The sequence below is a fragment of the Shewanella sp. genome, assembly GCF_041630135.1.
Lineage (GTDB): Bacteria > Pseudomonadota > Gammaproteobacteria > Enterobacterales > Shewanellaceae > Shewanella.
Genome location: NZ_JBFKLW010000061.1, coordinates 1 through 25,820 on the forward strand (window position 1 = coordinate 1; position 25,820 = coordinate 25,820).

At 53.7% G+C, this 25,820-nt stretch carries 27 protein-coding genes; 18 read left to right on the forward strand and 9 right to left on the reverse strand.

The features are described 5' to 3' along the window. A partial coding sequence (locus ABYK60_RS14805; RefSeq protein ID WP_372872794.1) for an alpha/beta hydrolase family protein occupies nucleotides 1–1,192 on the forward strand: 1,192 nt, incomplete at its 5' end. A 161-nt stretch (nucleotides 1,193–1,353) separates the two neighbouring features. After that, a complete protein-coding gene (locus ABYK60_RS14810) occupies nucleotides 1,354–1,893 on the forward strand; it encodes a YSC84-related protein (protein ID WP_372872818.1) in 540 nt (179 codons plus the stop codon). 72 nt (nucleotides 1,894–1,965) lie between these two features. On the opposite strand, the gene ABYK60_RS14815 is transcribed toward ABYK60_RS14810, so the two are convergent. The 3 genes from ABYK60_RS14815 to ABYK60_RS14825 form a co-directional block, all read right to left on the reverse strand. Then, the gene (locus ABYK60_RS14815) at nucleotides 1,966–2,538 is read right to left on the reverse strand and encodes a hypothetical protein (RefSeq protein WP_372872795.1); all 573 of its coding nucleotides are present in this window, start codon (nucleotides 2,536–2,538) and stop codon (nucleotides 1,966–1,968) included. A gap of 80 nt (nucleotides 2,539–2,618) precedes the next feature. Continuing rightward, the gene (locus tag ABYK60_RS14820) at nucleotides 2,619–3,668 is read right to left on the reverse strand and encodes an acyltransferase (protein WP_372872796.1); all 1,050 of its coding nucleotides are present in this window, start codon (nucleotides 3,666–3,668) and stop codon (nucleotides 2,619–2,621) included. Between the two features lie 180 nt (nucleotides 3,669–3,848). After that, complete coding sequence (locus ABYK60_RS14825; RefSeq protein WP_372872797.1) at nucleotides 3,849–4,193, reverse strand: YkvA family protein; 345 nt, start codon at nucleotides 4,191–4,193, stop codon at nucleotides 3,849–3,851. Nucleotides 4,194–4,541: 348 nt separating this feature from the next. Between ABYK60_RS14825 and speFL the strand changes: the two genes are divergently transcribed. The 4 genes from speFL (at nucleotide 4,542) to ABYK60_RS14845 (ending at nucleotide 9,628) form a co-directional block, all read left to right on the forward strand. Then, a complete protein-coding gene (speFL, locus tag ABYK60_RS14830) occupies nucleotides 4,542–4,646 on the forward strand; it encodes a leader peptide SpeFL (protein ID WP_011761440.1) in 105 nt (34 codons plus the stop codon). 225 nt (nucleotides 4,647–4,871) lie between these two features. Next, entirely contained in the window at nucleotides 4,872–7,034 is a 2,163-nt protein-coding gene (gene speF / locus ABYK60_RS14835) for an ornithine decarboxylase SpeF (RefSeq protein ID WP_372872798.1), read from the forward strand. A gap of 59 nt (nucleotides 7,035–7,093) precedes the next feature. Continuing rightward, nucleotides 7,094–8,410, forward strand: coding sequence for a putrescine-ornithine antiporter (gene potE / locus ABYK60_RS14840; protein WP_372872799.1), 1,317 nt, complete (start codon nucleotides 7,094–7,096; stop codon nucleotides 8,408–8,410). 63 nt (nucleotides 8,411–8,473) lie between these two features. Continuing rightward, nucleotides 8,474–9,628, forward strand: coding sequence for a porin (locus ABYK60_RS14845; RefSeq protein ID WP_372872800.1), 1,155 nt, complete (start codon nucleotides 8,474–8,476; stop codon nucleotides 9,626–9,628). A gap of 183 nt (nucleotides 9,629–9,811) precedes the next feature. On the opposite strand, the gene ABYK60_RS14850 is transcribed toward ABYK60_RS14845, so the two are convergent. After that, nucleotides 9,812–10,276: an isoprenylcysteine carboxylmethyltransferase family protein gene (locus tag ABYK60_RS14850; RefSeq protein WP_372872801.1), complete on the reverse strand. Its 465-nt coding sequence runs from the start codon at nucleotides 10,274–10,276 to the stop codon at nucleotides 9,812–9,814. 96 nt (nucleotides 10,277–10,372) lie between these two features. On the opposite strand from ABYK60_RS14850, the gene ABYK60_RS14855 reads away from it, so the two are divergent. Continuing rightward, nucleotides 10,373–10,954, forward strand: coding sequence for a GNAT family N-acetyltransferase (locus ABYK60_RS14855; protein ID WP_372872803.1), 582 nt, complete (start codon nucleotides 10,373–10,375; stop codon nucleotides 10,952–10,954). On the opposite strand, the gene ABYK60_RS14860 is transcribed toward ABYK60_RS14855, so the two are convergent. Beyond that, a complete protein-coding gene (locus ABYK60_RS14860; RefSeq protein ID WP_372872804.1) occupies nucleotides 10,943–11,911 on the reverse strand; it encodes a hypothetical protein in 969 nt (322 codons plus the stop codon). The two genes, ABYK60_RS14855 and ABYK60_RS14860, sit on opposite strands and share 12 nt — an antisense overlap. A gap of 206 nt (nucleotides 11,912–12,117) precedes the next feature. On the opposite strand from ABYK60_RS14860, the gene ABYK60_RS14865 reads away from it, so the two are divergent. From ABYK60_RS14865 to ABYK60_RS14885, 5 genes are all read left to right on the forward strand, one after another. Then, entirely contained in the window at nucleotides 12,118–12,513 is a 396-nt protein-coding gene (locus ABYK60_RS14865; protein WP_126168517.1) for a BlaI/MecI/CopY family transcriptional regulator, read from the forward strand. Further along, nucleotides 12,506–13,717: a TonB family protein gene (locus tag ABYK60_RS14870; protein ID WP_372872805.1), complete on the forward strand. Its 1,212-nt coding sequence runs from the start codon at nucleotides 12,506–12,508 to the stop codon at nucleotides 13,715–13,717. The genes ABYK60_RS14865 and ABYK60_RS14870 overlap by 8 nt, the downstream gene beginning before the upstream one ends. A 213-nt stretch (nucleotides 13,718–13,930) precedes the next feature. Then, nucleotides 13,931–14,518, forward strand: coding sequence for a peptide-methionine (S)-S-oxide reductase (locus ABYK60_RS14875; RefSeq protein WP_372872806.1), 588 nt, complete (start codon nucleotides 13,931–13,933; stop codon nucleotides 14,516–14,518). A gap of 20 nt (nucleotides 14,519–14,538) precedes the next feature. Further along, entirely contained in the window at nucleotides 14,539–15,039 is a 501-nt protein-coding gene (locus ABYK60_RS14880; RefSeq protein WP_372872807.1) for a hypothetical protein, read from the forward strand. Further along, the gene (locus ABYK60_RS14885; RefSeq protein ID WP_011761452.1) at nucleotides 15,039–15,341 is read left to right on the forward strand and encodes a hypothetical protein; all 303 of its coding nucleotides are present in this window, start codon (nucleotides 15,039–15,041) and stop codon (nucleotides 15,339–15,341) included. The genes ABYK60_RS14880 and ABYK60_RS14885 overlap by 1 nt, the downstream gene beginning before the upstream one ends. A 2-nt stretch (nucleotides 15,342–15,343) precedes the next feature. Here the strand turns inward: ABYK60_RS14885 and ABYK60_RS14890 are convergent, their stop codons facing one another. Next, complete coding sequence (locus ABYK60_RS14890; protein ID WP_372872808.1) at nucleotides 15,344–15,490, reverse strand: hypothetical protein; 147 nt, start codon at nucleotides 15,488–15,490, stop codon at nucleotides 15,344–15,346. 154 nt (nucleotides 15,491–15,644) lie between these two features. Between ABYK60_RS14890 and ABYK60_RS14895 the strand changes: the two genes are divergently transcribed. Beyond that, nucleotides 15,645–16,193 (forward strand): HPP family protein, encoded by a 549-nt coding sequence (locus ABYK60_RS14895; RefSeq protein WP_372872809.1) that lies wholly within the window; start codon nucleotides 15,645–15,647, stop codon nucleotides 16,191–16,193. Between the two features lie 54 nt (nucleotides 16,194–16,247). Here the strand turns inward: ABYK60_RS14895 and ABYK60_RS14900 are convergent, their stop codons facing one another. Next, on the reverse strand, nucleotides 16,248–16,682 hold the full coding sequence (locus tag ABYK60_RS14900) for a helix-turn-helix domain-containing protein (protein WP_372872810.1): 435 nt from the start codon (nucleotides 16,680–16,682) through the stop codon (nucleotides 16,248–16,250). A gap of 74 nt (nucleotides 16,683–16,756) precedes the next feature. Between ABYK60_RS14900 and ABYK60_RS14905 the strand changes: the two genes are divergently transcribed. Further along, nucleotides 16,757–17,248, forward strand: a complete 492-nt coding sequence (locus ABYK60_RS14905) for a DUF2938 domain-containing protein (RefSeq protein WP_372872811.1) — start codon at nucleotides 16,757–16,759, stop codon at nucleotides 17,246–17,248. Nucleotides 17,249–17,304: 56 nt separating this feature from the next. Here ABYK60_RS14905 and ABYK60_RS14910 read toward each other — a convergent pair whose 3' ends face one another. Together ABYK60_RS14910 and ABYK60_RS14915 are read right to left on the reverse strand one after the other, a co-directional pair. Further along, complete coding sequence (locus ABYK60_RS14910; protein ID WP_372872812.1) at nucleotides 17,305–19,710, reverse strand: YgiQ family radical SAM protein; 2,406 nt, start codon at nucleotides 19,708–19,710, stop codon at nucleotides 17,305–17,307. Between the two features lie 144 nt (nucleotides 19,711–19,854). Then, the gene (locus ABYK60_RS14915) at nucleotides 19,855–20,259 is read right to left on the reverse strand and encodes an MAPEG family protein (RefSeq protein WP_372872813.1); all 405 of its coding nucleotides are present in this window, start codon (nucleotides 20,257–20,259) and stop codon (nucleotides 19,855–19,857) included. Nucleotides 20,260–20,393: 134 nt separating this feature from the next. Here ABYK60_RS14915 and ABYK60_RS14920 point away from each other — a divergent pair, with 134 nt between their 5' ends. From ABYK60_RS14920 to ABYK60_RS14935, 4 genes are all read left to right on the forward strand, one after another. After that, nucleotides 20,394–21,614 carry a threonine/serine exporter ThrE family protein gene (locus ABYK60_RS14920; protein ID WP_372872814.1) on the forward strand — a complete coding sequence of 407 codons (1,221 nt, stop codon included), beginning with the start codon at nucleotides 20,394–20,396 and terminating at the stop codon, nucleotides 21,612–21,614. Between the two features lie 147 nt (nucleotides 21,615–21,761). Continuing rightward, on the forward strand, nucleotides 21,762–23,399 hold the full coding sequence (locus ABYK60_RS14925; RefSeq protein WP_372872815.1) for a hypothetical protein: 1,638 nt from the start codon (nucleotides 21,762–21,764) through the stop codon (nucleotides 23,397–23,399). 114 nt (nucleotides 23,400–23,513) lie between these two features. Then, a complete protein-coding gene (locus ABYK60_RS14930) occupies nucleotides 23,514–24,266 on the forward strand; it encodes a substrate-binding periplasmic protein (RefSeq protein ID WP_372872816.1) in 753 nt (250 codons plus the stop codon). Nucleotides 24,267–24,378: 112 nt separating this feature from the next. After that, nucleotides 24,379–25,820 (forward strand): EAL domain-containing protein (locus ABYK60_RS14935; protein WP_372872817.1); only part of this gene is annotated, 1,442 nt, incomplete at its 3' end.

Sequence of the window (25,820 nt, forward strand, 5' to 3'; positions counted from 1 at the left end):
CATCGACTTCGACGGCCATCCCGGCCGACTGTTTGTGGTCAATACCCAAGGTAAGGGCCAGATGGAGCTCACCCGCCCCGGCAGAGTGACTTTGAACGGTGCCGATATCAGTTGGCGCGCCAACAGCAATGAAATTTGCTACCTGGGTGCCGACGCCGCATTGGTAAAACTTTTTTGCAGCGAAATCAAAGACCTCAAACAAGGAAGCACCCGTACCGTCGCAAACGGTGAGCTGGTGATTGGCAGCTACAGCTTTGACCACCGCGGCCAGCGTGTGGCCTTCAGTCACAATGGACTGACACACTTCAGTGATTTGTTTGTGGCCGATGCAGATGCCAATAAGGCCACACCAAAGCGCCTGACCAATATCAACCCTCAGAGTGCTGACTGGCAACTGCCACAAATCAGCATCTATAAGTGGCAGGCACCCGATGGCACCGAGGTCGAAGGCATTCTGGAACTGCCCTTTGGCTGGGATAAATCCAAAGGCAAGCTGCCACTGGTAGTGCAAATCCACGGCGGCCCCACCGCTGCCACTCCCTATGCACTGCAACATCGAAGCTATGGCCGTGCCAGCTTTCCGGCCCGGGGATGGGCACTGTTGTCACCCAATTATCGTGGTTCCACCGGCTATGGCGATAAGTTCCTTACCGACCTGGTGGGCAAGGAACACGATATCGAAGTAAAAGACATTCTGTCCGGCGTCGATAAACTGATTGCAGACGGCATTGTCGACGGTGACAAAATGGCGGTGATGGGCTGGTCCAATGGCGGCTATCTTACCAACGCCCTGATCAGCACCACAGACCGCTTCAAGGCGGCAAGCTCCGGCGCCGGTGTATTTGATCAGCGCTTGCAGTGGATGCTGGAAGACACCCCGGGCCATGTGGTGAATTTTATGGAAGGCCTGCCATGGGAAAAGGCCGATGCTTATACCCACGGCTCATCCCTGACTCACGCCAATAAGATAAAAACCCCAACCCTGATCCATATCGGTGAGAAGGACGCCCGGGTTCCCCTTGGACATGCCCAGGGGCTGTACCGGGCACTGCACAACTATCTGGGTGTGCCGGTGGAGCTGGTGGTCTACCCCGGTGAAGGGCATGGGCTTTCCAAATATCAGCACCGCAAGGCCAAAATGGAATGGGATCTTAAATGGTTTAATTACTATGTTTTGGGAATTGAACCTTAACCTTGACTGACATTTGCGCAAAAAGGCGTCCTTCGGGACGCTTTTTTACTAAAGGCTATTCACTTTTTTAGAGCTGAGCCTATGCTGGTGTCTGTCAACCATGCCACCCGATTTAGGAGAGCACCATGAAATCATTGAAGACGTTGCTGCTTGTCGCACTGATGCTGACAGGGGTAGGGCCTGCCACTGCAGCAGGGGATGACGCCAAGTATCAGGACGCACTGGCCACCTTCAGACAAGCCAGCGAAACCCACAAATTTTTCAACAGCGCCTATGGTTATGCACTGTTTCCCACCATCGGCAAAGGGGGGATCGGCATTGGCGCTGCTTACGGCAAGGGCCGGGTCTATCGTCAGGGCGCCTATGTGGGCGACTCCAGCATGACCCAGGTATCCATTGGTTTTCAGTTGGGTGGCCAGGCCTACAGTGAAATCATCTTTTTCAAAGATGAAAAGGCACTGCAAGAATTTACCAGCGGCAGCTTCGAATTCAGCGGTCAGGCGTCTGCGGTGGCCATTAATGTGGGTGCCAATGCCCAGGCCGGCACCACGGGTAACTCAGCCGGAGCAGGTCAGGCAGGTGGCGCCCAAAATGCCACCGCAGCCTATATCAATGGCATGACAGTGTTTACCGCCGCCAAAGGCGGCTTGATGTTTGAGGCAGCCCTGGCCGGACAATCCTTTACCTTCGAAGGTAAGTAAATTCTGTCGAACACCTTCAGCAAAAAGGCGACCTTTGAGTCGCCTTTTTACTGCACGATTGCCGCCCAGAAACTATTTATGACCCCAGGGAGCGGGAGGCAACTCAACGGGACGGGTCAAATCAAATTCCACCAGAAAATCGCGGTTTTCACGGGTTAAGCGATAACTGAAACTTTGTTTACTCAACCCCAAATGCCAGACATTGGTAACTGACTTATGCAAACCATTTTCCCTGAAATTGGCAATGGAATAGGCATCTACCGGAAACTGTTGCCACTCAGGACTCCCCGCTTCCCGGGTATCACCGCCATATTGGGTAACCTTGTCTTCACTGCCGTCTTTGTGGCGATGGTCATGCTTAAGCCTGAGTCCGAAATCGGTTTTACTGATCACCCAGGTACGGGATCTGTCTTCACCTACATGAAAAGGCACCTTGATTTGATTCTCGCTGCATTCACGCACATGCATCACCAGCCTTGAGGCGGCAAAGGCTTCATCACTGGCATCCCCTTGGGTGACCTTGCCTTCAAAAGCCTTACCACACAGCGAGCTGAGACCGTCGAAAAACTGCTGCTGTGGCGATTCTGCACATGCGCTGATGCTGGCCAGCAGCACACAAGGCAGGAGGAAAAATTTGGAATCCATAGTTATTCCCCTGGAGAAAAAAACAGCCTACCAACCGAGAGTGAACTCAACCTTAAGGCGCCTTCGTGCCCGTAACCAGGCTACCAGCCTATATAACTGCGGGATTTATCACCCAACCAGGCCTTAATGGCTCTGGCTGTTATGACGCTGCCACACAGCAAGAAAACAAAAATCCCCATCGACAGTCCCAGGCTGGCCCACATGTTGCCGGGCGCGAGTTTAAAGCGCAGCAAACCTGTAATAACACTGAATATGATGGAAAACAGCGGATGGATAAAGAAAATGGCGAAACTCATTTCAGCCAGTGCATTGAGGCTTTTCTGCGTTGCATCGGTCAACGATCGTTGTGACAACCACAGGCACAGGCCGACAGCTAAGATAACCAAGCTGAACTTTTGCACAAACTGCCAGTCAATACCGCCCCAAACAAGCGCTTCTTTGTGATAGTTGCCCACATGCCCCTGTACTGAGGTTTGCATCCAAAGACTAAATATGGCCACCACCAAGGCGGCCCATAACAAAGGCACTATTCTGGCTTTAAGCCATTCTTCATGGGCCGAGTAAAGAATGCCCATCAGATAAAAAGGGGTAAAGTAAACGACCGAATGCAACACATTGATATTGCCAATGGGTCTGTGGATCAGTACGGCTATGACACAGGTTAACAGCAAGATCAGCCAGCGAAACGCCTTACTCGTACCAATATAAGCTGAAAAAACCGGCGATATGGCAAACACCGCCATGATAAAGGGGATATACCAATGGGGATAAAGCACATACCCATTACGAACCGTGTAGTAGATGCCCTTGGCCACTTCAGTCAGGGGTCTGCCATACATCAGGCTCCACTGAGTCGCCAACATGGCAAGCCCCACCAGTGACACCACCACAAAGGGCAACAATACGTTTCGGATCTTGCTGCCCATAAACTCTTTATAAACCATCCGCGGATGAAAAATACGGTGGTAAAAATAGCCGGAGATAAACACAAACAGTGCCGTGCCGCCCCGCAGCACGTTTTCTAATCCCAGAGGAAATCCCTGGCTTGAGTTATAAATGCTGTGACCGGCCACAATCCATAAAATGGCGATGGCACGCATATAGGTAAATTCCAGTTGCTGTTTACGCATGGGTCCCCCGTCCAGAGGGCTTGGCCGTGTTGGCTGGTGGTGAAAAAAGCATCATTGAGTTTCCCGGCAGGACTGCTGGCTTCAGCGTGGCGACACTATATCGCCACGATCGAAAAACCGGAATAGTCGATGTAAGAATATTTTCCGTCTTAGTGATAATCATAAATTAGTATTTAAAAATCAATCTTTTGACTCATCATTACCGAACCAGTCATCCAACTTGCCAGCGGCCTTGGTACGGGTGTCATCATCAATATACACGGCCACCATGGTCAGCGCCGCAGCCAACGCCCCTAAATCGTCGGTAAAACCCAACAATGGCGTCAGATCAGGAATCGCATCCAGGGGAGTAATAAAATAACCCAGAGCACCAAAAATGATAGTTTTGGCCCAGGTTGGTGTCTCAGGGCGCTGGGCGGCGTAATAGAGCCAGAGTGCCTTTTCAATCACCTCTCTGCCAGCCTGTTTGGCAAAATCCTTCACTTTTTGCCAAAAGCTGCTGTCACTGTATTCGCTGTTTGCCATCGCCAGCCTCCTTTGCCTTCGGAACATTTACTGTACGCCAAATGCCAGACCTTGTCAGTGAGCCTGAAGCATTATTCACCCTATGTGACTAAATACAGGTTTTAATCTGCTTTAGCAAAATTAACATGCATATCAGAAATAGCCATTTTAATAAATGAGCAGCACTTTAATTACGCTCACATAATTTATTAAGTAAAGTTACTAAAATTACAGGTGGTTACATTTATTAATGGAGTTTATTTTTTATGATTCACTTCAAATTATATTTACTATTACACAGATAAAATCACCTCGCCAAATGAGGCTTTAACATTAACTGGTTTCTTTATTTTCGTAATGGAGTTGTATATGAGAAAGAAATCAAAGATTATGGCGCATATTCGCCGAACGAGGCATATCATGATGCCCGAGCAACGCGACTACTTCGACTATTCATTCTTCTTCCTGCTTTAATCCTGCCTTCGCCGGACGCCTTGGGCTATCTGTTGCCTGAGAGTCTTTCGCATAAAAATTAAAATTTGTCTGCCAGCCTTGGACTGACCCGGTCAGGGAATCACTGCGCCTTTTAATTAATTCGCAGTCTGTCTTTGTCAGCACCTGTTCGGCTGCCCGGAATTTACCATGTCGATTAAAAATTATTGGCAGGGGTCCGGCTAATCAAAATTAATCAGGTTAATTATGAATTCATTAAAAATTGCAGCGAGCTTATCTGTTCGTTCTTGTTTTGATACCAAGCGTGAAGTTGTCAATGTATTAACTACAGACTTTTGTGATGTAGGCGCCGCCGTTGTTTCTGTTACCGACGTAAATAATGGCATTGTTGATAAAATTAAAAATACCGGTTTGAATTTGCCGATATTTGTTTCAGTGTGCTGTGAAGAAGCCTTCCCCGATGATTTTTGTGATGCCATCACCGGGGTATTTGAGCTTTGTAACGCCAAAACCGACTTTTACGGCAAGCAAGTGGAAACCGCGGTGCGCCGCTATCAGGAATCCCTGTTGCCGCCGTTCTTCGGCACCCTGAAAAAGTACGTTGAGATGGGTAACTCCACCTTTGCCTGTCCGGGGCACCAGGGTGGTCAGTTCTTCCGTAAACACCCCGTTGGCCGTCAGTTCTTTGATTTCTTTGGCGAAACCGTGTTCCGCTCGGACATGTGCAATGCCGACGTCAAGCTGGGCGACCTGCTCATACACGAAGGCGCACCCCACGATGCCCAGGCCTATGCGGCCAAGGTGTATAACGCCGACAAAACCTACTTTGTACTTAACGGCACTTCGGCATCAAACAAGGTAGTGTGCAATGCGCTGCTCGCCCCCGGCGATCTGGTACTGTTTGACCGCAACAACCACAAATCCAACCACCACGGTGCCTTAATTCAGGCCGGTGCTACCCCCGTGTATCTGGAAACGGCCCGCAACCCCTTTGGCTTTATCGGCGGTATCGACTCCCACTGTTTCGATGAAGCTTATCTTCGGGACGAGATCGGTAAGGTAGCCCCCGAACGGGTGCAGGAAGCACGCCCGTTCCGCCTTGCCATCATCCAGCTTGGCACCTATGACGGCACCATCTACAACGCCCGTCAGGTAGTGGACCGCATCGGCCACCTGTGTGACTACATCCTGTTTGACTCGGCCTGGGTAGGCTACGAGCAATTCATCCCTATGATGAAAGACTGCTCGCCGCTGCTGCTGGAACTTGGCCCCGAGGATCCCGGCATTCTCGTGACCCAGTCGGTGCACAAGCAGCAGGCCGGTTTCTCTCAGACCTCACAAATCCACAAAAAAGACAGCCATATCAAGGGTCAGCAGCGCTATTGCAACCATAAGCGCTTCAACAACGCTTTTATGATGCATGCCTCCACCAGCCCCTTCTATCCGCTGTTTGCGGCGCTGGATGTGAACGCCAAGATGCACGAAGGCGCCAGCGGCCGTTATCTGTGGCGCGAAGCGGTGAAAGCCGGTATCGAAGCCCGCAAGCTGCTGCTGAAAAAGTGCAAGTACATCAAGCCCTTTATCCCAACCACGGTAGAAGGTGAGCCCTGGCAGAGCTTTGATACCGAGAAAATGGCTGATGATCTGCGCTTCTTCGAGTTCGAACCGGGCCTGAAATGGCACGCATTCGAGGGCTACGAGAAGGGCCAGTACTTTGTCGACCCCTGTAAGTTCCTGCTCACCACTCCCGGCATCAACGCCGAAACCGGCGAGTACGAGAACTTCGGTATCCCGGCCACCATCCTTGCCAACTTCCTGCGTGAAAACAACATCATCCCAGAGAAGTGTGACCTTAACTCCATCCTGTTCCTCATGACCCCCGCCGAGGACATGGCCAAGATGCAGCATCTGGTGACCCAGATTGCCCGCTTCGAGAAGCTGATTGACGAAGATGCGCCCTTAAGTGAAGTGCTCCCCAACGTTTATCGCGCCAATCGTGAACGCTATGAAGGCTACAGCATCCGTCGCCTGTGTCAGGAAATGCACGACCTCTATGTCAGCCGCAACGTGAAGCAGCTGCAAAAAGAGATGTTCCGTGCGGCGCACTTCCCCAAGGCGGTGATGAATCCACAGGAAGCCAACCTCGCCTTTGTGCGCGGCAAGGCCGAGCTGGTGCCCCTCAGTGAAATTGAAGGCCAAATCGCGGCCGAAGGTGCCCTGCCTTACCCACCCGGCGTGCTCTGTATGGTGCCCGGCGAAGTCTGGGGCGGCGCGGTGCAGCGCTATTTCCTGGCCCTCGAAGAAGGTATCAACCTGCTGCCGGGCTTCGCCCCCGAACTGCAGGGTGTGTACCTGGAGCGCGCCGATAACGGCCGGGTTCAGGCCATGGGTTACGTGCTTAAACACTGATAACGACGGGGCGGCAGGGTACGCCGCCCCCTAAAACCATAACGAATCGAGACACTATTATGAGTAAATCAAACAATAAGATAGGCGTGGTTCAACTTACCATTCTTACCATAGTCAACATGATGGGCTCCGGTATCATCATGCTGCCGACCCAGCTGGCACAGGTGGGTACCATTTCGATATTGTCCTGGCTGGTTACGGCCGCAGGCTCAACGGCGCTGGCCTTCGCTTTTGCCAAGTGCGGCATGTTCAGTAAAAAGTCCGGCGGCATGGGCGGCTACGCCGAATACGCCTTCGGCCGCAGCGGTAACTTTATGGCCAACTACACCTATGCAGTGTCGCTGCTGATTGCCAACGTGGCCATTGCCATCTCAGCGGTGGGCTATGGCGCCGTGCTCTTTGACGTGGAGCTGAGCCCCATCGCCACCTGTCTGGCCACCATAGGCGTGCTCTGGCTCGCCACGGTCGCCAACTTTGGGGGTGCCCGCATCACGGGTCAGGTATCCAGCATCACTGTGTGGGGCATTATTCTGCCGGTGATTGGGGTGTCGCTTATTGGTTGGTTCTGGTTTGACTTTGACCTCTACAAGTCAGCCTGGAATCCACACGATCTGCCCTTCTTCGAAGCGCTGGGCGGCTCCATTGCCATGACCCTGTGGGCATTCCTGGGGCTGGAATCAGCCTGCGCCAACTCAGAAGCGGTTGAAAACCCAGAGAAGAACGTGCCCATCGCGGTAATGGGCGGCACCCTGGGCGCGGCACTGATTTATATCGTCTCCACCAACGTGATTGCCGGTATTGTGCCAAACGGTGAACTGGCACTGTCGAACGCGCCTTTCGGTCTGGCCTTTGCCCAGATGTTTAACCCCACCATAGGTGCCATCGTCATGGCCTGTGCCATCATCAGCTGTACCGGCTCACTGCTGGGCTGGCAGTTCACCATTGCACAGGTGTTCAAGGCCTCTGCTGACGAAGGCTTCTTCCCCAAACTCTTCTCCAAGGTGACCAAGGCCGAAGCCCCCGTGCTCGGCATGCTGACGATTGTTTCCATCCAGTCGGTGCTGAGTCTGATGACCATCAGCCCATCACTGAACAAGCAGTTTGAAGCCCTGGTAAACCTGGCAGTGGTCACCAACATCATCCCTTACATCCTGTCGATGGCCGCCCTTGGGGTGATGCAAAAGCAGATGAACATTCCGGTCAGCAAGGCCCGTATCGCCAACTGCATGGCGGTGATGGGCGCGCTCTACAGCTTCTATGCCCTGTACAGCTCTGGCGAAACCGCCGTGATGCTGGGCTCCATTGCTACCTTCTTCGGCTGGACCCTGTTCGGCGTTATCAGCAAGAAAAACGAACTGCGCCTGCAACAGGCCTGAACACAACAAACATAAGGCCTCGTCCCGGGCGAGGCCACAACAAAGAAATTCAAAGGTGGAATCATGAAAAAATCACAATTGGCACTCTTACTGCCACTGCTTATTGGCGCCTCTTCCGTCAATGCCATGGAGCTATACAACGACAACAAAAACAGTCTCGGCCTCACCGGCTGGCTTGGCTTCAACGCGCTGTACGATGGCGACGAAACCGCGGTGAACGACAACCTGTCGCAGCTGCGCTTTACCTTCGAGCGGGAAGAGCGCAACGGCTGGCGGGCTTATGCGGTGACCGAATGGGGCGTGAATATCGTTTCCGGCAACGAAGATCTGGTGATGCAGGGAGGCAAGCTCAATGCCGAAAAGAGCGGCGACTTCCTCAATAACCGCCTGGGTTATGTGGGCCTGTCACACGATAAATACGGCAGCCTGACGTTCGGCAAGCAGTGGGGCGCTTACTATGATGTGGCTGGCACCACCGACCTGCCCAACGTGTTTGCCGGTTACAGCGTGGGCGCCTACGGCTTTGGCGATGGCGGCCTGACCGGCACCGGCCGCGCCGACAGCGCCTTCCAGTACCGCAACAGCTTTGGCCCTGTGTCCATTGCGCTGCAATATGCAGCAAAAAACAACGGCGATATCAGCGTAACCGACAGCGACGGCAACCAGATTGAGAATGCCCAGCTGAGTTTTGACAACAGCTACGGCGCATCCGTCACCTGGTCGGTCACCGATAAACTCAGCCTGCTGGCGGGAGTGAACCGCGGTGACATTACCGGCCATATAGGTAACACCCACATAGACGAAGCCAACCAAATCATTGGCATAGGTGCCATGTACGGCAGTTACTACCACTATGCCGATGAGCGCAAGGCCGATGGACTGTATGTGGGCTTCAACGCCCATAAGAGTGAAAACAACGAGCAGGTAAATGGCGATCTGTACGACGCCACCGGCGCCGAGCTGATGCTGGCATGGCAGGATGATAGTGGCTTTGTGCCCATGGCAGTGCTGACATATCTGGATCTGGACACTGACCAGAGCACCCCCATCAGCGGTAACTGGACCCGCCGCTTTGCCATGGTAGGGATGCACTACAGATACAGCCTGGATACAGTGATGTTTTTCGAGGCCAAACTCGACTTCTCCGATATGGACGACAAGTCACTCGAAGCACTGGAAGACAACCAATTTGCAGTAGGTATTAACTACTTCTTCTAAACCCCATCACAGGGAAATTGCGTGCCAGGCACGCCTTGATGACCACCAGCCCGGAGCATTGCCATCCGGGCAATGTCTCCGACCTTCACTTCCATCGGCGACATGGATTTGGTCATAACCTCTCCGCCACGGTTTACTACCGTGGCGCTTTTTGCCCGCCTCCCCCTTCAACTTCCATAACCATTAAAGCCAGCGTCTGACCCGGGCTTTGTAATCACTGAAGGCAGCACCAAAACGCGCCTCCACCATGGCCTCTTCGGCGGGAATGCGCTGGCCATTCATCAGCGCAAAAAAGCACACAGGAGATAAGAGTGCCAGCGGCCGCCCCAATAAACACACCTCAGCCACCAGCAGCAATAACATGCCAAGATACATGGGGTTACGACTGAAGCTATACAGGCCATGGGTCACCAGCGCATCCGGCGACTTGGTTGGGTCTACCGTGGTGCCAACCCGCCGAAAGAGTCCTGCGGCGGCCAACAAAAGCAGGGCGCCCGCCACCCCCAGCGTCACGCCAACAAATAACAACAATCGATTTGCACTGAGCCAGGGCCCGCCATCCAACAAACTGAATAACGCCATTGCCGCCAGGCCGAGCATTAAAAACAGTGGGTATCGGGTCAGCGCGGCCAGCCAATTATTGACCATTCGGACTCCTGCTGGGATTGGTGAAACTGTTACCCGAGTGTAACATCTTAAAAAATGAAAGAATGCTTGAATTTTACCCGCCACCGGAACCCCGCCATGCACAGCCCATCTGATAACGCCAGCCATCACTCCGCCAAAGCACCTGTATTTGATGCCCAAACGGCTGTAGTGCGGCTAATTAGCGTTAACGATGCATGTATGCTTGAAGCCTATTTCAGCCGCAACCGGGCGCACCTTGCCCCATGGGAGCCGCTGCGGGCGGCGGATTATCACAGCACTGCCGAGTGGCAGAAGCGCATTGAGGCATCGCTGGTTGAAACCAGTAATTGCAGTTATCTGGTGCTGACCGACCCGGCACATATTTGGGGCATGGCCACCCTCAGCAATCAGGTGCACGGCCCGTTTCAGGCCTGTTATCTGGGCTATGGCATTGACCAGTCGCTGCAGGGTAAGGGATTTGCCAGCCAGCTGTGTGAGGCTGCCCTTGCCTATGCCTTCGATGAGCTGAAATTACACAGGGTAATGGCCAACTACATGCCATCCAACCACAGATCCGCCGCCCTGCTAAAGCGGCTCGGCTTTGAAAAAGAGGGCCTCGCCCGCGCCTACCTTCAAATCAACGGCCGATGGGAAGACCATGTGCTTACCGCAAAGCTTGCTCCCGGGTCAGCCCGTTAAGTTACCCAATTTCGCAAAACGCCTGGCACTGTTTATGGCCGTTCGCGGCGAGCTTTCATATTGCCAGGGCTCTGGCAGGTATTTGTCCCTCACCTGCAGCAGGTATTTGCTGGCCAGCATTTTTTCGCGCCCCTTAAAAAAGGCAAAGGCATAGAAGTTTGCCGCAATATTGGCGAGATACTTGTCAGCGCCGGAGAGGCTGGTGTCAGTAATGGCCAAGGCGCGCAGCTCATCGAGAATATGCTCCTGCATAAAATAGTGGTCGGCGAATGGGACTTCTTCCTGCATGGCACTCAACCAGCGCTCCACCCATACAGAGACCAGCAGCGAGTTGTATGCGGGATTTCTGGCGGCCAGCGCCCTTGCCACCTGTTCGTCTAACTCATCCTCGCCAAACCATTTTTCATTGAGAATTTGCATCAGAGTCATGCCAAGCGGCAGATCTGCCGTTTCACTTTCAAACAGCATGGCAAGGGTCTCCTGGGCCAATACCCAGGCATCCCCGGTGGCGGCCTGGGCCCACAACAGTTCTTGTCGCACCCGCATATCCTGGGGCGAGATATCCCTGGCGTGCTGCAGCACATTCACGGCCTGATTCCCCCAGCGCTGCCATTTTCGTACCGCGCTTTGGGGCAGATAGTCTATTGTCAGGCCGGAGCGCTCTTTCCAGGCCCGAAGGAGTAAACGTCGCCCCTCAAACAGGGCTGGGATCGGGCTGGACGAGGCACGAAGCCAGGGTCCAAACCAGCGTTCGGCGTCGGACTGAACGGCAAAATAGCCAATCAGCACTTCCTGCTCGCCCCGACTGACGGCATCAAATGTGGTTTCAAACTGCGGCCAATCCCGATTGCGAAGCCACCCCTCAAACTCAGCTATTCGGCCGTAGCCGAGGGCAGGATCATGATCCGTTTTTCTTCCAAAGATTCGTACATACCAATACACGAGTGGCTTCAGCATCTTCATTCCCTGAATACGTAGAAAAATACAGCCTACTGAAAATCAATAATAAATTCACCATCAACCTGTGGTCCAAGCCGATTTTTCAGGCAGTTCCGCTTCCACAGCCTGGCAAAACACAGGCGCATAAAAATTATGCTTGCCATAGTGATTACGTTTGTAATATTAATAGTATTACACGTGTAATTGATTAAACAGGCAGCGCCATGACCCAACCCGAATTAAAAGACATCAGCCCCACCGAACTGGAAGTGCTTAAGGTGCTGTGGCAGCAAGCGCCTCTGAGCGCCAACGACATAGTCGAGGCGCTTAACCAAAGCGGCGAATGGCATGAAAAAACTGTCAAAACCCTGATAAACCGGCTGGTTAATAAAGGCGCGCTGGGGTTTGAAAAGGATGGCCGCGCCTATCTGTACTTCCCAAAGCTTGCGGAGCATTCCTACCAGCGTAAAGAGAGCCAGAGCTTTATCGAGCGGGTGTTTGGCGGCAAGTTGGCACCACTGGTGGCGGGCTTTGCGGGCAGCAACAAGCTGACCCAAGAGGACGTTGCCGAGCTTAAGCAGCTAATCGATGCCTGGGAGAAGGAGCAAAAGCATGATTGAGCTCATTCTCAGGCTCACGCCGCCACTGACGCTGCTGCTGGCCCTGCTTCTGCTGCTGCGCCCCTGGGTACTGGAGCGCTTTGGTGCCCGCTTCCAATACGGCCTGTGGCTGAGTGTGCCGGTACTCTTGCTGGCGCTGCTGGCGCCTATGGCAAGCCCCGTCAGTAACAGCGCCATGGAAACCTATAGAGTCACTCTGGGCGAGCTTTCCCACGGCGCCAGCAATACCGATTGGCTGAGCGCGGCTTATATTGCAGGCCTCTCGATTGCGCTCGCGGCTATCGGCTTAAGCTTACTGCGCCTTACAAAGCTCATCAGACTCGCCAAACCTGCCACAGACACCAAAAGCACAGGCGCGCGTTTGCTGACTTCCATCGAAGCCGAAGGCCCCTTTGTGTTTGGCGTGTTTCGCCCCACTGTTGTGCTGCCTGAAGGTTTTGAGGCGCGTTTCAGCAATAAAGATCAGCAGCTTATCCTCGCCCACGAGCTCAGCCATTGGCGCCGGGGCGATCTGCATTGCAACTTACTGGCGCTGGCGCTGTTGTGCCTGTGCTGGTTTAACCCCCTGTGCCTGCTGGCGTATCGCCGTTTCAGGCAGGATCAGGAAATGGCCTGCGACGCCGATGTCACCATTGAACTCAGCCAGGCCGACCGCATTGCCTATGGCCGCGCGCTTATTGGTAATGCCGCCACGGTTGCCCGGAGTTGGCAGCCGCTTTCACACCACTATGGAGATAAACACACCATGAAACAAAGACTCATCCAACTCAAACACAGCAAGGGCTTCAGCGCCGCATCACTGCTGACACCACTGGCACTGGTAGCCGCTCTCGGTATTTGGGCTCAGGCTCCGGCCATGGCTGGCGACAGTGCCGAACTCAGCAAACCAGTGGTTCGGATTGAGCCCAAGTACCCTGTTAACGCCGCCAAACAGGGTATCGAAGGCTATGTGCAGGCAAGGTTCGATATCGATGCCAAGGGCACTGTATCCAATGTCGTGATTTTTAAATCAGAGCCCGAAGGCGTGTTCGATAAGGTGTCCATCGATGCGCTGAACCAATGGCAATACGAGCCCAAGGCCAGTAAAGGCGTTGAGGTACAACTCGACTACAGGCTGGCACCACCAGAGCCCATCAGCCAAACCTCAGCTCAGGATGAGCGCGAGCGCATCGCGGTGCAACCCCACACCGAAGCAAAACACTGATATCACAGCTCCAGTAACACCCCTGATTTTCCGGCAATTGGCCAAACTGCCGGTTAAGCAGGCAAGCTGCAAATCCACAAGCGGGCCGGCCCTTGTGGTATTGCCAGAATACCTTCCCCCTGTTGCTCGCCATGGTGGCCATGGCCAAAGAAGCGAGCGATCGAAAGCCAAAATACGCTTTACGGGTCTTTTGAATAAACCATGGGGGTTTCTATGCCACAAAAGACACGCTGCAACTCAACACTCGCTTCGAACCCAAATAAACCAACGGCAGATGTTGCTGCAACTCAGCCGGGCTGCGCCTTTGCCCAAATCACGCTGGGAGGTGGCTGCCACTGGTGCACCGAGGCTGTGTTTCAACGCCTGAGTGGGGTAATTAAGGTCGAGCAGGGCTGGGCACGCTCAAACCCGCCCGCTGATGCATGGTCAGAGGCAGTGACGGTTCACTTTAACCCAGAGCAAATCAGTCTGACGGAGCTGGTTCGGGTGCACCTGCACACTCACTCCGCCACCAAGGCACACAGCATGCGCGGTAAATATCGCTCGGCGCTGTATTTTCGCAATCATAATCTCAACCACAACCACAATCAGCAGCAACGGCTGGCTAAGATACTAACTGTGCTTGGCAACGAATTCCCCGCGCCCCTTATCACCCAAATTTTACCCCTCGAAGGCTTTAAAGCCTCATCGGCCGAATACCAGAACTATTATCAAACCGACCCAGACAGGCCATTTTGCCGGGTTTATATAGTCCCCAAACTTGCAAAGCTGGCGCGGCTATTGGATGATGACAAGTCGTGATTTAACCGCAAGGGACTGCCATGGAATACGCACAGGAATACACCAAGCGGGAGAAATGGACGCGGGTGTGCCTGTATTCGCTGCTTGGATTGCTGCTGATTATGGGCCAGAGGTTGTGGTTCAACCCATTTATCGAGGACTTCGCCAATCGCCCCCACTGCTATCAGTTTGCCGGCCTGAATGGTGCCGACTATTTCTGGCAGCTCATCTTTGTGGGTATTCCGGTACTGGCGCTTATCCCCATGCTGTTCACTCTGGTGCCGATGGCCATCAGGGGGCTGATGCAAGGTCGCTTTCCCCCTGAGGGCGAGAAAGTATATAAACCCACATTGGTGGTCCGAGGCGCCAAAGCCTATGTCAAACCTGTACTCTACCTGACCATAACGGTTGCCTGCGTCCTCCTGAACTGGTGGGGGCATCAGCAAGCCGCTATCATGCCTGCGCTCGACAGCGATAAGCTGGACCCCGCTCTGTGTCAGTCAGACACGGAATCAATTCAGAATGGTTTAGGAGAAACCTGATGTCCTGGATTTGCAAACATTGCCACACCAAGGTGGAAGACGACGCCTTTGAAATCTGCTGGCAGTGTAATACTCCCCGTGATGGCGAAGCGCCTGCACCAAAGGCTGCAATCACTTGTTTACGTTGCCATACACCCCTGCGTTTCGTCGGCAGAAAGGACTTCCATGAGGGCAGCCGTTGGGGCGTACTGGGCGAGCTGGGAGAGCTTTTCGTCAGCAAAGAAGCCCTCGATATGTATGCCTGCCAGGACTGTGGGAAGGTGGAGTTTTTTCTCACTGGCTACCAGGGCGATGACATTTAACCTCACTCAATGAATGCCAACCGGCTGGCGCCGAGATAACGGCTTAACAGCGCTATATGAGAACCCAAATGATCCCTGTGTGCCTGAGCCCCGCCCACTTCAAAGCCGGACTCGCCAGCCCCACAGGTTTTCGATTTGATGAGCGTCAAATACAGCCACCGCAGGAAATGACAAGGTGGCGCCGCCGCATGTGGGCGCTATCGACGGCCCGTATTTATATTGGCAACCGCACAGAGTGCCAAAGCAGGCTGAGCAGTTGCCCAATTCCAACCCAACCATCCGCCTCGGGAGATACACCAGTCAATGAAGTTTTATTTACGCCGTATGAAGCCCAAGGCGGCCTGTCCACCGCGCCCGCCGATGAAAAAAATCCTCTGGTCCTGGCTCGGTGCCTTTGTCGGCATTTATCTGGTAGCCAATCTGGGGCAATGGATGGGACCGGTGGAGCCCGGGCACATGTTTGTGATTGGCTCCTTTGGCGCCTCGGCGGTATTGGTGTACGGTGCGCCCATGGCGGACTTTTCCCAGCCCCGCAATCTGATATTTGGCAACCTGTTTTCAGCCCTGATTGGGGTGACAGTGTGGCAGCTTGCGGGCGATAACCCGGTGCTCGCCTCGGCGCTGGCGGTATCGCTTGCCATTGCCGTGATGCACCTGACCCGCACCATGCACCCACCGGCGGGCGCTGCGGCGCTGATTGCCGTGATTGGCGGAGACAGCGTGCAGCGCCTCGGCTATCTGTATGCCATTACCCCGGTACTGCTCGGATCGCTGGCCTTGTTATTGGTGGCGCTGGTTATAAACAATCTGTCCTCCAACCCCAAACGCCACTATCCACGCTACTGGCTCTAAGCAGTTTGCTTACGACTGCCGTGGTTGCGAACGCTGTCGTGAGACAAGCTGGCGTTAGCGCGGGGGCTTGTTCTGTCGGGCAGCCCCGGACTGGCGCTGCTTTTTGTCAGCTTTCGCAGCATGCTGCATCAGGCGCTGAAACTTGGGACATTCCAGATAACTGGGGGCGCTGCACTGGGCGGCATGCCTCAGGCCATCGCGCATGGCGCAAAGCCGTTTGATGCGCCCATCCAGTTCATCGGCCTTTTCCACCAGCCTGGCTTTGTCTATCTCAGGAACACCCTCTGTGCCAAGCATGCCGGCAATTTCCTCCAGGGAAAACCCCGCCGACTGCCCCAGTGCAATCAAGGCCAAGCGTTCCAGAATGCCGGGCGAAAACACCCGCTTAAGGCCATCGCGGCCGATGGCGCGGATAAGTCCCTTTTCCTCATAATATCTAAGCCTTGAAGCCGCCACGCCCGACTGCTTCGCTACCTGCGAAATGTCCATCACATCCCCTTGACCTCAAGTTGACTTGAAGTTGTACCTTGCAGATTACTTAACCACAAGGACGGAAGACAAGAATGCTACTTTTGCTGCAGATACTGATAATTGGCGTGGGTGCGACCCTGATGATGGATCTCTGGGCACTGCTCAGACTCAGGCTATTTGGGGTACCTTCGCTGAACTACGCCATGTTTGGCCGCTGGCTGCTGTGGATACCCAAAGGACGTTTTATTCATCGACCAATAGCAAGCTCTGAGTCACAACAAGGCGAGGCCCTGGTTGGCTGGATCGCCCATTACGCTATCGGTATCACTTTTGCCGGACTGCTGCTGCCGTTTGCCGGAGCAGAGTGGTTTACCGAGCCTTCAGCGGGCCCTGCTGTTGCACTGGGCCTTGCCACTGTTGCTGCACCTTTCTTTTTGCTGCAACCGGCGCTGGGTATGGGGATGGCCGCGTCACGCGCCCCAAATCCCTGGGGTACCCGGGCACACAGCCTGATAACTCACACCGTCTTTGGGCTTGGTCTGTATCTCAGCGCCCTTGTGAGCAAGGGCATGGGTCTGGTGTAGCGCAGGGAAAGTATGGGATAAAAAACGCCGCTGAATCGCGGCGTTTTTATTGGGCGTTATGCTGGCTTTCGCGCCTTGGGCGCCGAACTGCCACCACTGGGCTTACCGCCACCGGACTTACCAGCATTAGGTTTACCAAAGACTGGCTTGGCACCGGGGCGGGCATTGTTGCCGCCTTTACCCTGAGACGTGCCCTGTGTTTTCCCCGGAGCACTGCCATTGGCGTTGGCAGCGCCCTGCGTCTTACCCTTGGCTTGAGTCTTGCCCTGAGGCTTTCCTTTCTCGCCGCCCTTGCGGTCGTCAAACTGATTACCGCTGAAACGGGTAAAAGCCTGCTGGCCCTTCTCGGCCTTTGGCTTGCCACCTTTGCTACCGCTGCCCTTACCCGCCCACTGCTCGGCACGGCCTTCCGGCGGCACCAGATGTTGGGGGCCGGTGCCTATCAGGTGTTCCTTGCCCATGGCAATCAGGGCTTCACGAATGAGCGGCCAACCGGCGCTGTCGTGATAGCGCAGCAGCGCCTTGTGCAAACGGCGCTGGCGGCCCTTTTTGGGCACTGGCACCTGCTCGCTGCTGTGCTTGACGTTTTTCAGCGAGTTCAGCTCGGTGTGGTAAATGGTGGTGGCATTGGCCATGGGCGATGGATAAAAGTTCTGCACCTGATCCAGCTTGAACTTGCGCTCCTTGAGCCACAGCGCCAGATTAAGCATGTCTTCATCTGTGGTGCCCGGGTGGGCCGAGATAAAGTAAGGAATAAGGAACTGCTCCTTGCCCGCCTCTTTCGAGTACTTGTCGAACAGCTCTTTAAACTTGTCGTAAGCGCCCATGCCGGGCTTCATCATCTTCGACAGCGGCCCTTCTTCGGTATGCTCGGGGGCAATTTTCAGGTAGCCGCCCACATGGTGCTTGGCCAGCTCCTTCACATAGCGGGGGTCTTCAATGGCCAGATCGTAACGCACGCCTGAGGCAATCAGCACCTTCTTGATACCGGGCACATCACGGGCGGCGCGGTACAGGTCGATGGTGTGCTGATGATCTGTGCCCAAATGGCCACAGATACTGGGGTAAACACAGGACAGGCGGCGGCAGGTCTTTTCAGCCTTTTCGCTGGTACAGCCCAAGCGGTACATGTTGGCGGTGGGGCCACCGAGATCGGAAATTACCCCGGTAAAGCCAGGCACCTTAGCCTGAATATCTTTGATTTCCTTAACAATAGATTCCTGGGAACGACTCTGGATAATCCGGCCTTCGTGCTCGGTAATAGAGCAGAAAGAGCAGCCGCCAAAACAGCCACGCATGATATTGATGGAAGTCTTAATCATGTCGTAGGCGGGGATTTTTTCCTTGCCGTACACGGGATGCGGTACCCGCTGGTATGGCAGGTCGAATACTGAATCCATCTCTTCGGTGGACAGCGGCCAGGCGGGCGGGTTAACCCACACACCCCTGTCGCCATGGGGCTGAAACAGGGCGCGGGCGCAGCCGGGGTTTTGCTCCTGATGTAAAATCCGCGAAGCGTGGGCGTATAGGTATCTGTCTTCACTCACCCGCTCAAAGGCAGGCAGCAGCACATAGGTTTGCTCCCAGGGGCGCGGCTTGGGCGGCTGAATGCTGATAGGCTTGGCCACGGTCACGCCATCAGGGGCGGTTTGCTCGTTAAAGACTTTTTTATCGCTGGGGCCAGAGAGGTTCTGACAACCCACATCATCGGCACCATAGGGGTTGGGGATGGGGTCGATTTTATGCAGCTGGTCGATTTTACGCGAATCCATGCCGCGCCAGCCGGGCATGGCGGTTTTGCTGATGACTGCAGTACCACGCACATCGGTCAGCTCACTGGCATCTTCGCCACGGGCGAGACGGTGGGCAATTTCCACCAATGGTCTCTCGGCATTGCCGTATACCAGAATGTCGGCTTTTGCATCAAATATCACGCTGCGGCGCACTTTATCGGACCAATAATCATAGTGGGCGATACGGCGCAGACTGGCCTCGATGCCGCCTATGACCACGGGAACCTCTTTAAAGGCTTCTTTGCAGCGCTGGGTATACACGGTCACGGCGCGGTCAGGACGTTTGCCACCCACATCGCCGGGGGTGTAGGCGTCGTCGTGGCGCAGCTTTTTATCGGCAGTGTAGCGGTTGATCATTGAGTCCATGTTGCCCGCAGTCACCCCAAAGAACAGGTTGGGGCGGCCAAGCTTCATAAAGTCGTCTTTACTGGACCAATCGGGCTGGGAAATTATGCCGACCCGGTAGCCCTGGGCTTCCAGCATGCGGCCAATCACCGCCATACCAAAGCTTGGGTGATCCACGTAGGCATCGCCGGTCACTATGATGATGTCGCAGCTATCCCAGCCCAATTTGTCCATTTCGGCACGGGACATGGGCAAAAAAGGAGCGGTGCCGTAACACTCGGCCCAATATTTTGGATAGTTGAAAAGACTGACTTCAACGCGCATGACAAAACCCGACGACTCAAATCACAACCGACATCGCCTGAGGCGATGCATTTCAAGGGCGCGGAGTATAACAGGACTCCGCCCTTAAGTGTGACCAAAAAACAACCAAAGCCCGAGTTTTTTTGTCAACTGTTGCGGGTGTCTTTACACGGGGGCTGCAAGTACCCACAACACCAGATTAACCACAGCCGCAACACTTATCACCACCCAGGTGATAAGGGTGCCGTAAAAGCGGCCAGGATGGTAACCACCACGGCCATGCGTCAGACCAATGCCGTGCAGCACTCTGGCCACCAGCCACGCCGCACCCATTGCATGCAAAAACAGCGCATTGAGACCATTCATTTCGGCGCAGGCCAACAGCAGCAGAAACATGGGTGCATATTCCAGGAAATTACCGTGAACCCGCATGGCAATTTCCAATGCCTTGTTGTCCCCTGATCCCAGGCCTATTTTTTCCCGTTTACGAATACGCACAACCCCCCAGGCGTAGACCAACATCAGCAGAGCAGAAAGACTGACATACAGGGCGCTTACCGAAAGCGGCATAAAATTCTCCAACTGGCTATTATTCTTTGCATTGACATTAAATCCCGTTAACCCTTTGACTGCAACCTGGGGTATGATCCGCGCGCCTGATTACAGACAATCGGCTCATTGAACACAAGGCGAGAGAACTAGGCGTGGACAACGCAGAATTTATCGAAAAGCGTCGTTTTATCATTAAATTAGGAAAGGCACTGCATAAGTTCGGCACCCCGGCATATCGGCTGGAAAGCCACCTGCAGAACGTCTCGCGCATGCTTGGCATCGAGGGCTACTTCCTGATCTCACCAACTTCGATGACCTTTGTGCTGCAACACGATGCCGACCAGGAATACAACCACGTTGCACGGGTAAAACCGGGCGACCTGGATTTGGGTTCACTGGCCCGCACCGATGAACTGGTAGATGAGCTTATCAGCGGCAAGCGCACGCTGCAGGATGCCATGGACCGGCTCGAAGAAATCATCAACAAACCCAACCCCTACGGCCCCATACTGACCCTGCTGGCCTTTGGCTCATCTGCAGCAGCCTTTGCCATGCTGATGGGCAGCGGCTGGAACGATGTATTCTGGTCCGGTCTGCTCGGACTCATGGTTTACGCCCTGGTGTACCGCGCCGAACGCTCTAAGCGGATGGCGGAGATGCTGGAACCTCTGGCCGCCATATTGTGCGCCCTTGCTGCCACAGGGATCAGTCAGTTCGACCCGGGCATTAATATTCCGGTGGTTATCCTCTCAGGTATCATCATCTTCGTTCCGGGTCTGGCGCTTACTCTTGGCCTTGCCGAGTTGGCTGCACGGGATCTGATGTCCGGCACCATGCGCATAATGGATGCGGTGATGTTGCTGTTTAAACTCTATTTTGGCGCCATTCTTGGCATGGTAGTGGGGAAAGCCTTATTCGGTGAGGCTATATACATTGAATCTCAAACTGTGCCGAGGGCGGCAATATGGTCGGCAGTGCCGATTCTGTCCATGGCACTGGTGATTATCTTCAAAGCCCGCATGAAGGATGCGCCCTGGGGGGTTCTGGCAGGAATTGTGGCCTTTTTCTCTGCCATGGCTGGCGGCATCTATTTGGGTGACTCTATAGGTATTTTTATCGGTGCCTTCGCAGTGGGAATTTACTCCAATCTGTTTGCCCGCTGGATGAAGGCTCCGGCATCCATTGCCCTGCTGCAAGGGATAGTGATTTTGGTGCCGGGCAGTAAAACTTACATAGGGCTAAATGTGCTGATTTCAGGCGAAACCATGTTGAATCAGGCTCATCTTGGCTCACAGATTTTTCTGATTTTTATGTCACTGATCGCCGGACTTATCTTCGCCAACGTGGCGGTTCCACCACGCAGGATCCTTTAATCCGATGGGCTGACAGAATCCAACTGAAAGCCCCTTATTTCATATAAGCTTAAGTAAAGTTTTAAGTTTTATTCAAAACCTGGCTTGACTATCCCCGCCGCAACAGTGTTAATGAAGTGTAGATAACACGACACGTGAGGCGCAGATATGTTTACAGATCTTCGGCTTAAAGGCGCTTTGTTGCTGTTGCTGCCTTTAAATTGCCACTCTGCCGCAGAAGCTCCGGACAAGGTTGCTGCGCCTCAGGAAAAAGCTGACAGCAAAGTCGGCAAAATTCTGGTGATAAGCCACCCTATTTTTGATGAATCAGACCCCGAAGCCTTCTTTATTCATCGCTGGGCCAACTTCCTTCATATCAACACAACCGAGAGCACGATAAAAAGCCTGCTCAGCTTTAAAGAAACCGATAAGGTCAACCAAAAAGATTTGGACGAAGCCCAACGATTGCTCAGAGCCGAGCCCTATCTTCGTGATGCCACCATCAGATTTGCCCAACCCGATCCCGAGGCAGACGAGCCCAATGGCCACAAAGATGTGGTAGTTGAGACCTGGGATAACTGGTCATTACTGCCAACGGTCAGTGTGGGGCACAGCGGTGGTGATACCAAGTATTCATTTGGCATCAAAGAAGACAACCTGCTTGGCACAGGTATTCGTACCCGGCTTAAGTACCAATCGGATCAGGACAGAACCGGCTACAAAGTCGCCTTTGATGTGCCTTTAACCATAGTGCCCCACGGCACCTTCGCCGCTGATTTTTACGATAACAGCGACGGTCAGGCGTCTCATGTGTATTTCGAACGCCCCTTCTATACTCTCGACGGCAAGCTGATGTATTCGGCCGAATACAATGACACCCAGCGCATCGACACCCTGCGCCAGAACGGGGTGGATGTGAATGAGTTTGAACACAGCTTTGAATACCTGAACCTGCGCTATGGATGGCTGGCAAGCAAGAAAAATGGCCACCTTAGCCGTTGGATTGTGGGCATCACCGAAGATAAACACAGCTTTGAAAAAACCAACACTTACCCCGAAGCCGGGCTGCCTCAGGATCGTGACTTCCTCTATCCCTGGATTGGCTGGCAATACATTCAGGACGATTATCGGGTACTGCGCAACGTGCACCTTATCAATTACAACGAAGACTTTAACCTGGGCTGGCAGCACTATTTCACTCTCGGACTGGAAACCAATGACACCCGGAGTGACATGCCCGGCTACCATGTAGGGGTAAAGTCTTCCCGCGGCTTTGCCACCGAAGACAGCTTGCTGCTGCTGTCACTGAAAGGACGAGGCACCTTTAATACCAGCCAGAAAGACAACTTCCAGCTGCAGGGAGTGGCCGAATACTTCTATCAAATCAATCCAAAGTGGACGGCCTACGGCAAAGCCGTGCTGGGCACCTCTAACAATACTTACACAGACACCACCCTGGCTTTGGGGGATGAAACCGGTCTTCGCGGTTATCCCAACGACTACCAGCATGGTGACCATCAGTGGTTGTTAAGTGCAGAAATCCGAAATTACCCTAATATCAATCTATACCAGCTAGCCGAACTGGGTTGGGCCGCCTTTATCGATGTGGGTAATGCTTTTGGTGGTCCCGAAGCAGATTTAAACGAAGTATCAGGGCCTATCGGCTCTATAGGGATAGGCGCACGTATCTACTCTTCCCGCTCAAGTTACGGCAATGTGGCCCACATAGATTTAACTGTCCCTTTTGAACGCGGTGAGCACGTTAACAGCTGGGAATGGCGTTTTTTAGTAAAAAACCACTTTTAACCCAGTCCAATATTTTCGCTGTGAACAGCGTATTTCAAATGGTTAGCCCGGGGTTCTATGCGCGCATTTAGTCTATGTTTCTGCCGCCTTGGTTTGATGCTCTGGAGCTTCTCGTTGCCCACAGTCGCAATAGCGCAACCATTGAAAATAGGCTTTCATGAGTTTGCCCCGTTCAGCTTCAATGAAAATGAAACAGCAACAGGCGCCCTGGTTGAGCTGGCGCGGATCGTTTGCAATGAATTACCCCAGGGTTGCGAGTTCAGCATTGTTCCCAATCCACGCGCAAAACAATTGTTGGCACAAGGCAGCATTGATGCGCTTTTTATGGGTTGGAATGAAGAACGTGCCACGCAGCTGTTATTTTCACTGCCACTGCTGGAAACTGAATACGGTTTTTACACCCTGCCACCATTACAGCTAAAGTCGCTGACCGATCTGGAAGGGCTTAGTGTGGGTGTTTTTGTACCGTCCAATACCCACTACGAACTGCTAAAGCTTAACAACCAGCTGTTAACCAACGACAAAAAGCCATTTCGAGTCGTTGAGTTTCCACAGGGAAATCAACTGCCGCTTCGCATGCTCCAAAAGGGTCGGTTCGATGCCTATTTCGTCAACCGGGATGTAGGTGCCTGGTATGCGGCCAGGGAAGAAATTGGCTCCCTGATATATTTACCGGCCGCAGGACGCATACAATATTGTCTGGCCTTTGAAGACCGGCCGGAACAAAAAGAAAAGGTCAAACAGTTCAATCACATTGTGTATAAGCTTTCTAAGGCTGGCCGCTTTGATGCCACCTTAAATCAATGGAAAATGTCCCCCTCTTCACTCACCATGCCAGCCGATCTGCATTGGAATATGCCCTTCTGATACAAAGCGTAACCAGCCGGATAACCCTGTCTGACTATAATGCCGACTCGAAGAGCATTTTTCAGACAATTCATTAGTGCACACGAAAAAACGCGCCCTCCCATGGTGGGCTATGACATTATGGTTTCTCAGCTGCTCACTGCTGGCCTCCGGTCTGAGTGCCTGGCTGGCATTGCAGGATGCCCGGCAGGATATTCAGGTACTGGCCGAATTTGCCAATAAACGCCTGACCGGGCTGATTGATGAAGCCAAAGATATCAATCAGCACATGCTGACCAACAGCGCAGATGACGACTGCCACCAATTAATGCAGCTGGCCGCCTTCAAAGAGTATATTCGCGGCAGCCTGCTGCTTAAGGGGGACACCTTCTACTGCTCCTCCAAACTTGGCCGCATCAGCGAACACAGAGAAAAAGTCTTGCCTCACTGGAACTTAAGCGACGAGGCCGTATTTGTTGTGCCCGGAACCCCCGCCGTACCTGCCACTCCCGCCATCGTCGTGGTCGGCCGGGACAATAGCCGCGATTGTACTGTGGTGTCAGTGGTCGATGCCCAGCTGATGCTTGATGGATTTCAGACGCCGCTTGAACTGCCGATTGCCAACATACAATTATTTGACAATAACCTGCAGAACATCAAACCAGGGCTTGAGGTATATCACTCGAGTCATCCCGGCATTCGCCTGCTGCTAAAATCCAACCCGGATTACGCCAAAAAAAACTTCTGGCACTACCTGATACTGTTGCTGCCCGCTTGCCTGCTGTTGTGTTTGGGGAGTTGGCAATGGTGGCGCAAATATCGGTTAAGACGAAGCTCAATGGTAGATGACATCAGGCGTGGGCTAACGGCGGACGAGTTTTATCTGGCGTACCAGCCGGTACTGACGACCCGAGGCGAAGTGGCTGGGGTTGAGACGCTGCTGCGCTGGCGCCATCCGCATCTGGGCGCTGTGAGGCCGGACATTTTCATCCCCCTCGCCGAAGAGCATGGTTTGATGCCGGCCCTTACCGAGCGAGTGTTCAGCCTCGCCATGGCCGATTTTGCCGGGCTGCACTTTCCCGACGGTTTCAAGCTTGGTGTCAACCTGACGGCGGTTCAGCTCGCCCAGGGTGGTGGCAACAATTTTGCCGAGCTGCACCGCTGCCTATCGGCCGCAGGGGTGCAAACCCTGCTGGAGATCACCGAGCGCACCCTGATAGCGCCGGACATCACGAGCCAGATTGAAGTCTTTCGCCGCCAGGGGGTGTTGATTGCCATCGACGATTTCGGCACCGGCCAAACGTCGCTGGCACTGCTACAAACCCTGCCGCTGGATTATCTGAAAATAGACAAGTGCTTTGTGGACACCATTGGCCGTGACGATATGAGCACCCATGTACTGGACAGCATCATTGCCTTATCGCACAAGCTGGAATATCTGATTGTGGCCGAAGGAGTGGAAACCCAGGCACAGGCTGAGTACCTCAGCGCTGCTGGCGTGCACTTCTTGCAGGGCTTTTTATTTGCGCGCCCCATGCCGATAACCGAGCTGTCACCCTGGCTAAATGCCCACCA